7 protein-coding genes and 2 pseudogenes are annotated in these 8,855 nt (G+C 57.3%); 7 read left to right on the plus strand and 2 right to left on the minus strand.

Annotated elements, in window-relative coordinates; translation table 11 throughout:
- The 4 genes and pseudogenes from RT21_RS23970 to RT21_RS22475 form a co-directional block, all read left to right on the plus strand.
- Positions 1-227, plus strand: a pseudogene (locus RT21_RS23970) (cytochrome c); the annotation flags it as partial.
- 473 nt (positions 228-700) lie between these two features.
- A complete protein-coding gene (locus tag RT21_RS22465) occupies positions 701-1,030 on the plus strand; it encodes a four-helix bundle copper-binding protein (protein ID WP_032489165.1) in 330 nt (109 codons plus the stop codon).
- 233 nt (positions 1,031-1,263) lie between these two features.
- On the plus strand, positions 1,264-2,724 hold the full coding sequence (locus tag RT21_RS22470; protein WP_234463686.1) for a vitamin K epoxide reductase family protein: 1,461 nt from the start codon (positions 1,264-1,266) through the stop codon (positions 2,722-2,724).
- Positions 2,725-2,757: 33 nt separating this feature from the next.
- On the plus strand, positions 2,758-3,756 hold the full coding sequence (locus tag RT21_RS22475) for an SDR family oxidoreductase (RefSeq protein ID WP_003298780.1): 999 nt from the start codon (positions 2,758-2,760) through the stop codon (positions 3,754-3,756).
- A 60-nt stretch (positions 3,757-3,816) separates the two neighbouring features.
- Here RT21_RS22475 and RT21_RS22480 read toward each other — a convergent pair whose 3' ends face one another.
- Positions 3,817-5,622: a glycoside hydrolase family 15 protein gene (locus RT21_RS22480; protein WP_003298782.1), complete on the minus strand. Its 1,806-nt coding sequence runs from the start codon at positions 5,620-5,622 to the stop codon at positions 3,817-3,819.
- A 480-nt stretch (positions 5,623-6,102) separates the two neighbouring features.
- Between RT21_RS22480 and RT21_RS22485 the strand changes: the two genes are divergently transcribed.
- The 3 genes from RT21_RS22485 (at position 6,103) to flgB (ending at position 8,337) form a co-directional block, all read left to right on the plus strand.
- A complete protein-coding gene (locus tag RT21_RS22485) occupies positions 6,103-7,137 on the plus strand; it encodes an SDR family NAD(P)-dependent oxidoreductase (RefSeq protein WP_003298783.1) in 1,035 nt (344 codons plus the stop codon).
- A 271-nt stretch (positions 7,138-7,408) separates the two neighbouring features.
- Positions 7,409-7,768: a co-regulatory protein PtrA N-terminal domain-containing protein gene (locus RT21_RS22490; protein WP_003298785.1), complete on the plus strand. Its 360-nt coding sequence runs from the start codon at positions 7,409-7,411 to the stop codon at positions 7,766-7,768.
- A gap of 155 nt (positions 7,769-7,923) precedes the next feature.
- Positions 7,924-8,337: a flagellar basal body rod protein FlgB gene (gene flgB / locus RT21_RS22495; RefSeq protein WP_046164420.1), complete on the plus strand. Its 414-nt coding sequence runs from the start codon at positions 7,924-7,926 to the stop codon at positions 8,335-8,337.
- A gap of 63 nt (positions 8,338-8,400) precedes the next feature.
- Here the strand turns inward: flgB and RT21_RS23885 are convergent.
- Positions 8,401-8,855 (minus strand): annotated as a pseudogene (locus RT21_RS23885) (hypothetical protein); the annotation flags it as partial.

Here is an 8,855-nt window from a genome sequence, read left to right on the forward strand (position 1 = left end):
ATCAGGGCGACAGTGGCGGCTCGGATCACCACGGCTCTAGCAGCTCGGGTGGAGCACCCGGCCAACCAGGCTCCGGGCATCATGGTGGTAAAGAAAGCGATGACCATCATGCGTCAGACCAGCCACAGACGGCGGAGGAAAGCACTGACAATGACCGTGCCGATGCGGAAGGCAAATCCTCTGCAAATAACCATGTGCACGCAGACGGGAAGCAACACGAGCACTAACATCCGATATGTGTGTGCCTAGTCGGTTCTGACTAGGCTCTTTGAAAGGCGCCTCAGCAAAAGCATAAGGGTCGGCTCTAGGCCATCCTGGTCGACGCAACGGTACCGGAGGCCTCTGCAATTGCTTTCTAAAAGTTAGGCCGCAAGGCTAGTTGCCCATATGGTTCAGCGGCTTTCGCTCCGGCCGTTCTCTAATGGATGCTCCCAGTCCTGGCGACAGGGAGCCCCCCATTTCCCACTCAATCATCTCGCACAGACTAGCGAAGCCGTACAGGCAATCTGACTGCCACATCGCCACCAACTGCGCCCGCAGAGCCCCGGTGCGGTTGGATTTACCTTACAACATTGTAATGAAGTTTTTCGAAACGGGCTCGGTAGGAGCGTGTCGTAATTCGGTGTCTGCTAACAGGCTGATGAGCCGTATCGGTCAGTAGGCACCGACGACATACAACTATCGAACCCTGGAGAACGCAATGACAAACTCAATGTTCGCTTCCTGTATCCAAGCTTGTTCGAACTGTGCCCTTGTGTGCGAAACGTGCGCCTCTGCTTGCCTGCGTGAGGATGACGTAAAAATGATGGCACGCTGCATCGAGCTTGACCGCGACTGCGCGGACATTTGTAGGTTGGCCGCCATACTGATGAGTCGCGAAAGTGATTACGCTAAAGAATTTTGTGCCCTTTGCGCCAAGATCTGCCGTGCATGCGGAGAGGAATGCGCGAAACATCAAGTGGATCACTGCCAAGAGTGTGCCAAAGCGTGCATGAAGTGCGCTGAAGAATGCGAGCGCATGGCTGCGTAACATTCGCGACTTGCTGCTCTGGCAAAGCTCGTCATCTCGTTGCCAGAGCAGCTTCGCCGGAATGACCTTATATCCCAGCATGTGCAGTTGAAGCTAAGCCAGCTGACTTGCTAGCAGAAAAGGCCTAGATATCCGCTGGCCGAGCTCACCCAAACCTGCACGCGGTCGCAACACCGTAACGCTTTTTCTCTTGCCGCAACGTAACCAATACTTCAGTGCTGGGGACTAGATCTATGGAGCATCAAGGGGAATATCTACGCCAAGGCGCCATGTCGTCCGATATGGGTATGGATGCGCATATGCAGATGATGGAGCGGCGCCACATCGCGACGCTTTGGTGCCACTTCGTCAATGTATTGCTCGGCTTTTGGGTGCTGAGTGCGCCCTTCATATTCGGCTACATGAACGTAGCGCCGGGCGACCTCGACCTGCCACGCCTCGCAACCGAGCGTGATCTACCCGAGGTCGCCACTCGCGCGCTGCTGATGACCTGGAACGACGTCATCAGCGGCGCGTTGATCGTGTTGTTCGCCATCCTCTCGCTCAAACGGATCAGCTGGGCGCAATGGGCCAACACGATTATGGGATTGTGGTTGATGTTCGCGCCGCTGCTGTTCTGGACTCCTTCCCCGGCGAGCTACGGCAATGCCTTGCTGGTCGGCGGGCTGGTAATTGCCTTCTCCACTCTGGTGCCGATGATGCCCGGCATGAGCATGTCCGGGATGATGCAGAAGGCCGCGGTTCCACCGGGCTGGGATTACAACCCTTCAACCTGGCTGCAACGCCTGCCAATAGCTATTCTCGCCGTGATTGGCATTCTGCTCGCACGTTATCTAACCGCTTATCAGCTTGGCCATACCTCGAATGCCTGGGACCCGTTCTTCGGCACCCAGCCCAACGGCACGGAAACCATCATCACTTCCGACATGTCGCGCGCCTGGCCGGTGTCCGATGCCGGGATCGGTGTGATGGCCTATATGATCGAGCTCCTCATGGCGGTGATGGGCGATGCCCGGCGCTGGCGGACCATGCCGTGGATGGTCGCCGCGTTCGGCGTGGTGGTAGTGCCCCTGGGCGTCGTGAGCATCTTCTTCATCATCGCCCAGCCGATCTTCATCGGTACTTGGTGCACGCTTTGCCTGGCTCAAGCCTTGGCTATGCTGGTGATGATGCCTTACGCGCTGGATGAACTGGTTGCCATGTGCCAGTTCCTCAAGGATGCGCGGCGCCGTGGCAAACCGTTTTGGAGAACTTTCTTCAAAGGCGATGCGATGGAAGGCGCCCGTGAGGACAATACGCCGGAGTTCGACGGCAGCCTCTCCTCGATGACTCTCAGAGGCCTTCGCGGAGTGAACCTTCCCTGGGGGCTCGCGCTGCTGTGCATTCTAGGCGTCTGGCTGATGTCAACCCGCCTGATCTTCGGCACCGACGGCGCGATGGCCAACAGTGATCACCTGATGGGCTCGCTGCTGCTCACCGTCTCGGTCCTGGCGTGCGCCGAAGTGGCACGGCCGCTGCGTTTTCTGAACCTGCCAATCGGTGCCTGGCTACTGGCATCACCCGCCTTCCTCGACGGTGCAGGGTTCGCCGCGACCGTGGGTAGTCTGATCGCCGGCGCGCTGGTGATCGGCCTGAGTCTGCCCAGAGGTCCTATTCACCATCGTTATGCCGGCTGGAATGCGTTGTTGCGGTAGCCAACCTTCACCGAACACAAAGGAGCCCCGGACATGACTGACCGTGAACAGACCGCCGTGATCTGTGGCGGGACCGCAGGCGTAGGCCGCGCGACGGCTCACGCGTTCGCCCAGGCGGGCTACCGCGTCGCCGTGATTGCGCGTGGTGAGCAGGGCCTGGCGGACACTCGCAACGAGCTGGAAGCGGCTGGGGCGAAAGTTCTGGCAATTGCCGCGGATGTCGCCGACCCCGAAGCTATCGATCAGGCGGCCGATCGGATCGAGGCGGAACTGGGGCCGATCGAGATCTGGGTCAACGCGGCGATGGCGACGGTGTTCGGCCCGGTGAACAAGATCAGCGCGGCGGAATTCAAACGTGTGACCGACGTGACCTATCTGGGCTTCGTGCATGGCACGCTGGCGGCGCTGCGGCATATGGAGTCTCGCAACCGCGGCACCATCGTCCAGGTGGGTTCGGCGCTGTCCTATCGCGCGATACCGCTGCAATCGGCCTACTGCGCCGCCAAGTTCGCCATTCGTGGGTTCACCGACTCGCTGCGCTGCGAACTGATCCATACCAACAGCCGGGTGCGGCTGACCATGGTGCAGCTGCCAGCGCACAACACGCCGCAGTTCGACTGGTCGCGCAACAAGATGCAAAAACGACCGCAGCCGGTCCCACCGATCCATACGCCTGCTGTGGCAGCGCGCGCGATTGTCCGCGCGGCAACCGATGCGCCGCGCGAACTGTGGATCGGACGCGCCTCTTTTCAGGCGATTATCGGCAACATGTTCATGCCCGGCCTACTCGACCGGATGATGGCCAAGCAGGCCTGGAGTGGGCAGATGACCGACTCGCCGGCCGGTGATGAACAGCCTGACAACCTGTTCCATCCCGTAGAGGGCCTGCACCGTCTCGAAGGGCGCTTCGGCGCGCAGGCCAAGGACAAGGCACTGGGCCTCAGTTCCGAATCCGTGGGCAAGCTGGCCACGGGCGCCTTGGCACTGGTAATGGTGATTTGTGTAGCGGCAGTAGTTGCCATTGCCCGCTAGCTAGCTGGGTGGCAACGACTAGACCATGCAAGAGCGCGTTATAGACCGGCTACAGCTACGTTAATCAGCAGAGCCGAGGCTCAGGGCGGCGTTTATCAAACCGACATGAGAAAAGGCCTGAGGTACATTCCCTAAATGCTGGCCGCTTCGGGTGTCGAACTCCTCAGCGAACAGGCCGTGCTCACCCTTGCGTTGCAGCAGCTGTTCGTAAAGTTCCTTTGCCTCTCGAGGCCGGCCGGTTTGCACTAATGCCTCGACCAGCCAAAAGCTACAGATGAAGAAGGCGCCTTCTCGGCCCTCTAGCCCATCCGAAATTTCAGCAGGGTAGCGCCGTAGCGCGCCGCCGCCTTCGTCCAGTTGTTTGCGGATCATATCGACCGTATTGACGAAACGTTCATCGCCGCCTTCGACGAAGCCAACACGCGCTAATAACAGGAGGCTAGCATCCAGCCTATCGTCATCGAAGGCCCGGACGAAGTTATTGCCGTCGGCGCTGAGACCACGGCGCAGGACTAACTGACGTAGAGCCTCGGCCTGATTGACCCAACTTTCCTCATCTCCGTCTAGGTCATGGCGGCGCTTCAGCCATAGCGCACGCTGTAGACCGGCCCAGGCCATGACCTTGGAGTGCACATAGTGGCGCGGCGCGCTGCGCATCTCCCAAATGCTTTGGTCAGGCTCCTGCCAGTGCGCTGCAATGAAATCAGCAGCGGCGCGCATATGAGGCCAGTGCGCCCGCATCGCATCGTCGCCCATGCTATCGCAGATGCTCACGCACTCCAGCAACTCGCCATAAACATCCAGCTGAAACTGGCCATCAGCAGCGTTACCCACACGCACCGGCCGCGAGCCGCGATAGCCATCAACCCCTTCGATATTACGTTCTGGCGGTGGCGCAGCTCCGTTTACATCGTATAGCACGGCCAGCGGCGTCCCATGCTGCTCAATGGTTCGCTGCATCCACTGGGCCCAACAATGTGCCTCATCCCGACAACCGAGGCCGAAAAGAGCACCAAGTGTCAGCCCCGCATCTCGAAACCAGGTGTAGCGGTAATCCCAGTTCCGCTCCCCGCCCAGGTGTTCAGGTAGGGAAGTGGTTCCGGCGGCAACGACCGCTCCGCTGGGTGCGTAAATCAATAACTTAAGGCTAATCGCGCTGCGTACCACGGCGCCTCTATATGCTGCGGGGCACTCCAGCGCTGCGCACCAGTCGCGCCACGCAATCAGGGTCGCCTCAATCCGCGCGGGTACAGATTCAATCGACACAGGAACGGGTGGGGCATCTTGCTCTAAGGAAACGCTTAGAGAAACTCCCGCACGCCCTCCTGCATCTACTGAGATCGCTCCCTTCCAGCCTTCGCCGTCCGGATACAGTGCGCAGTCCGCTTGAAGCAACAGCTGTTGACCCATATAAGAATAGGTTAACCCTTCGGCTGAAATGCTTGCCTCACCGGCTACGCTTCCGAAATCTGGACGCGGCTCAAACTGCAGAGTGAACTCACAGCGGCCAGCTAAGCCGTCTACCTGCCAAAGCAAGCGTTGCTGATCGTCCGATCCAGGCCACTCCATACAAAGCGTGACACGGGCGGACCCGGACGCGCTGTGCACTTCGAACTCTAATACTGCAGAATCGTCCAGATAATGCGTTTTGACGTCACCCGGTGTCGACAGCTGTAGCCGCCCGCCACGTTGACGGTCGAGCAGCGGCCAAATCATCGGTGTGGCATCGAAGCGCTGGGGACAGAACCATTCCACGTTGCCATCTGGGCCCACCAATGCCATGGAGCGACCATCACCGATGGCCGCCAGCGAAGCGATCGTTGGATATTCTGCCTTTCCAGCTGCCAGTTGCTGATTAATTCTCATAGTTCTCTTCGTGTCGGTGCGCTTACAGACGGTTCAAAGGCCAGTCTGGACTGCTGCTTCAAAGCGGCAGGCTCGCGTTGAGGTAATAAATGCATTGAAGTTGGCATGAAGAGTAACCCGACGTACGCCGGCTTATTTTTAACCATAACGATGTCGCTTTTCGAAGCGCAAGCCGCGCGAAAATACAAGAAACAGATTATTAGTCGACTGCACGATTAATCAGTAGTTTCAATTGCGATTGTGAATTGTCAGACTCGATAGATCGAATAGCAAAATCTTTTCCAAGCATGCATTCGTATAGCTCAATAATTCAGTTCTATGCTTACAGAAATGTAATCAAGTTTCCGCGCCATAACTAGATTGATGATCTAGCCTGAAAAGTTCTATTCGCCTGTCCTGCGGCGGCGCTGGCACAAGGCAGTCGTACAACACTGGAGTTACGGACCATTCGGCCGTATGACTTTGCCAGGAGAACCAATAATGGTTTTGCGAATCTTCTCATCGCAGAGATTGGCTTTGCTGCTGCTTCTGCTTACCGCCCTGCAACTCAGTGGCTGCGCCGTTTCCCCACGCCTGAAACCAAGCGACCAGCCAAGCGTAGCTGGCAAAACCTTCGTCATCACTGGTGCCTCCAGTGGCTTCGGTCGCGGCGTGGCGCTCAGGCTTGCCGCTTTGCAAGGCGACGTGGTGCTGGCGGCCCGCCGAACCGCGGTGCTCGAAGAACTGGCTACGCAGATACGCGAGGCAGGAGGGTCGGCACTCGTAGTGACCACCGATGTGAGCAAACCAGCCGACATACAAGGCCTGGCCCAAGCCGCCATCGAACGCTTCGGCAGTATCGACGTGTGGATCAACAACGCAGCGGTCGGAGCACTGGGGCGCTTCGAAGACGTCCCCGTCGAGGACCATGCGCGGGTTGTGGACGTCAATCTCAAGGGCGTGATCTACGGAAGCCACGCGGCCATGCGCCAGTTCAGAACTCAGGGCTTCGGCACGCTGGTCAACGTCGGCTCGGTCGAGAGCGAGATACCGCTGGCTTACCATGCCTCCTACGCAGCGACCAAAGGTGGAGTGATGAATCTCGGGGCAGCAATCGCCGAGGAGATTCGCCTGAGCGGCAGCGAGACTATTAGTGTCGCCACTGTTATGCCCTGGGCTGTGGACACACCGTTCTGGGAACACGCGGCCAACTACACCGGCGGCACGCCACGCATGGCCGCAATGGACGGCCCTGAGCAGGTGGTTGAAGCCATCGCCTGGGTCTCGGTCAACCCGCGCAAACGTCTGCCGGTAGGCTGGAAAGCCCGGGGCGCAGTGATCTCGCATTCGCTGTTCCCCTCTCTCACCGAGCGAATCGCGGCGAACATCGCGCACCGCTGGCAGATCGAAAAAGCTCCGCCAGCACCGCCAACAACGGGTTCGCTTTACAAGCCAATGCACTCTGGCACTGGTGTGGAAGGCGGCGTGCGTGAACGTATGGAGCGGGAAGAGACTGCACGAGAGCAATCGAAATAACGCCGGCTATTACCGGTTGATCGAGCTGGCTTGGGATGAAATACCCGTGCTGGTGATTTCTGGTAATGAGCTACCAGTTTATGCGGGTGAGCGGCCGCTCGGTCAAAAAACCGATAGCTTACAAAAATGTAATCACTAGCTCAGCTTCATGACAGGGCAGATTAACTAATCTGCAGAAGTAGATGGTCCAAGAGACGGCATAAAATGGTTCTAGTCCATTGAAACAGGCTCAGTAGCAACGGCCGCAGCTTTCACTACGGAGGTCACCTCTATGAAATCGTTGATACCTTTTTACCTTGTCGGATCGCTGATGCTGTCTCCCATGGCTTTGGCTGAAGGAGGAAGCGACCGCACTCTCGAGCGCCTTCAGCAACTGCGCGATAAAGCTGAAGCGGTTTTGGTTCAAGCAGAGAAAGCGCCAGTCTGCGAGCGCCAAGTGCATATGAAAGAACATATGGGAATGCTCGAAGAAATGATGAGCCAGCTCCATAAAGATCATCCAGGACCAAACGTCTCTACCGAGGAGCATTTGGCTTGGATGGAGAAGCACGACAAATTGGTAGACGACGTACTGGAACAAATGATTCGCGAGCATAAGCTGATGACGGCTGATAGGGAGTGTCATCAGTAATAAATCTCTACACTTCCAGGAATTACGATTACAACGCTCTCTGGCTCTGCACCGCCCGACCAGGTGCCAGGTGCCAGGTCGGGCGTAAATCCTATGGGGCTGATCGACGTAATTCTGATCAGCACTGGTTTTCTCCAAACTTGATAGGATCGTTGATGAGGATTAGTTTCGAAAAGGCTGTAGGCGGGCCAGAAAAAACGCTCCTCTACACTGCCAAAAGGGCAGAGGTGCTGAGCAACAATATAGCCAATGCTGATACACCCAATTTCAAAGCCAGGGATTTGAATTTTGCCTCGGTGCTTGCCGCTCAAAACAAGCAGGCAATTAACACTGAGTTTTCACTGGCCAAAACTAACCAGAGCCATATAAATACTGGTGGCTTGGAGGTTACTCTTAGCGATGCGGCCCTACTCTACAGGGTTCCCAATCAACCATCGCTTGATCAGAACACAGTAGACGTTCAGGTTGAACAAGCAAAATATGCGGAAAATTCGATTCGTTTCCAGGCTGCATTTACTCGGCTGAACGGCGCATTCAAGGGTTTAATGATGGCCCTGAAAGGTGAGTGAAAAGGCAATCTTCCTTTGGCTCTGCGCCCCGTAAGGAACCTCTGGGCTGTGCGAGACAGGCTCTCACTCGCTTTTAAACAACAGTCCCTCAATTCGATCGTGTTCTTCCCGTGTCGGTAGAGCGGTTGAATCTACATTGTCATCACTATCCGACTCGTCGTTTTTCGGCGAACCACGTTCAGGGTGGTAACCGCCATCTGCGTCGAACGCTACCCACCCGTACCACTCTCGGATGACCTTAGACGGTTGGCCGTCTTCCATTGCCACATACCAGTCCGCCAATCGAAAACGCTTACCGGCAAGCTTCGAAGTAGCCCTTTCGGCTCGAACCAACGCGAGATAGAGCGGGTGCGGCAGCTTTTCTATGGCTCCGGTTTCGTCGAGCAAGAAAGTGAACGAGGCGTGCGATAGTTGCTTTGTGGAACCGGCCAGCTCCTCTTCCTCGCCTAAGGTAAACACAGGAGCAAAGCCGCCCCCCTCCGTTCGAAAGTTGGTCGTCTGGCCTTGGTAGACCCTGG

This window comes from Pseudomonas sp. 10B238, assembly GCF_000970615.1.
In the GTDB taxonomy this organism is placed as follows: Bacteria; Pseudomonadota; Gammaproteobacteria; order Pseudomonadales; family Pseudomonadaceae; genus Stutzerimonas.